Annotated in this window: 1 protein-coding gene; it reads right to left on the bottom strand. The window is 64.9% G+C overall.

Annotated features, from left to right (window positions below; translation table 11 throughout):
* Positions 1-52 precede the first annotated feature (52 nt).
* Positions 53-1,173, bottom strand: a 1,121-nt coding sequence (locus HMPREF9538_RS06810) for an MdtA/MuxA family multidrug efflux RND transporter periplasmic adaptor subunit (RefSeq protein ID WP_009485872.1), incomplete at its 5' end; no start/stop codon positions are given.

The raw sequence follows: 1,173 nt of genomic DNA, 5'->3' as shown, positions 1-1,173 counted from the left end.
AAAAAAAACGGCGGGGACGGGCCGCCGGTGCGGCCTGGAGGTAACACCTGCATCAGGAACGCGCTCCGTGTTTACCGCTCTGGCGCGGGGCGGGCTGCGCCTGCTCGCCGCTGCTGGCGGTGACAACTTCTACCTTCGCTCCCTCGGTCAGGCGGTCAATCCCGTCGGTGACCACGCGATCTCCGGCGGAAAGCCCGGCGCTGATGACTACTTTCTGGCTGTCCTGGATGCCGGGCGTCACGCTGTGTTTGCTGACCTTATTCTCATCGTTCAGCACCCATACGAAATGCCCTTCGTTGCCCATCTGCAGCGCGGCGGCAGGGATCACCACCGCGTTCTGCTGGGTGTCCACCAGCAGGCGGGCGTTAACGAACTGATTGGGGAACAGCGCGTCGTCCAGATTGCTAAAGCGCGCCTTCAGCTTGATGGTCCCGGTGGTGGCATCGATCTGGTTATCGAGGCTCAGCAGCTCGCCGACGCTGATTTTCTGCTTATTGGTGCGATCCCAGGCTTCGACGCTGAGCGTTTTGCCCGCTTTCTGCGCCTGCACCACCGTGGCGATGCTGCTTTCCGGCAGGGTAAAGACCACGTCGATCGGGTGCGTCTGGGTAAGGACCACGATCCCGGTGGTATCCCCGCTGGAGATCTGGTTGCCGATATCGACCTGCTTTAAGCCGACGCGGCCGTCAATTGGCGCGGTAATGCGGGTCCAGTCGAGCTGCAGTTGGGCGCTGGCGACGGCCGCTTCATCTGCTTTCACCGTGCCGGCGGATTCCACCACCAGCGACTGCTGAGTGTCGAGCTCCTGGCGGGAGACGAGGTTGGTCTTCACCAGCTGCTGGTAACGAGCGAGATCGCGGCGGGCATTGGCAAGGGTGGCCTGATCTTTCGCCAGCTGACCCTGCGCCTGGGCGAGGGCGACTTTAAACTGGCTGGGGTCGATCTGCGCCAGCAGGTCGCCGGCTTTGACCTGCTGTCCCTCCTGGAAATGAAGGCTCAGCAGTTGGCCGTCGACCCGGCTGCGGACGGTGACGGTGTTGGCCGCCGTCACCGTACCCAGCCCGGTGAGATAGCGCGGGACCGCTTCTTCGGTGGCGGTGGCCGCCTGCACCGGCGCCAGCGCGGCGCCAAAGCGGCCATGGCGTGCGCCGCCCGGCCCCTGCGGGCCCTGCC

This window comes from Klebsiella sp. MS 92-3 (genome assembly GCF_000195655.1).
Lineage (GTDB): Bacteria > Pseudomonadota > Gammaproteobacteria > Enterobacterales > Enterobacteriaceae > Klebsiella > Klebsiella pneumoniae.
Note: the sequence above shows the minus strand (reverse complement) of the source record. Positions and strands in the feature narration are given on the sequence as shown.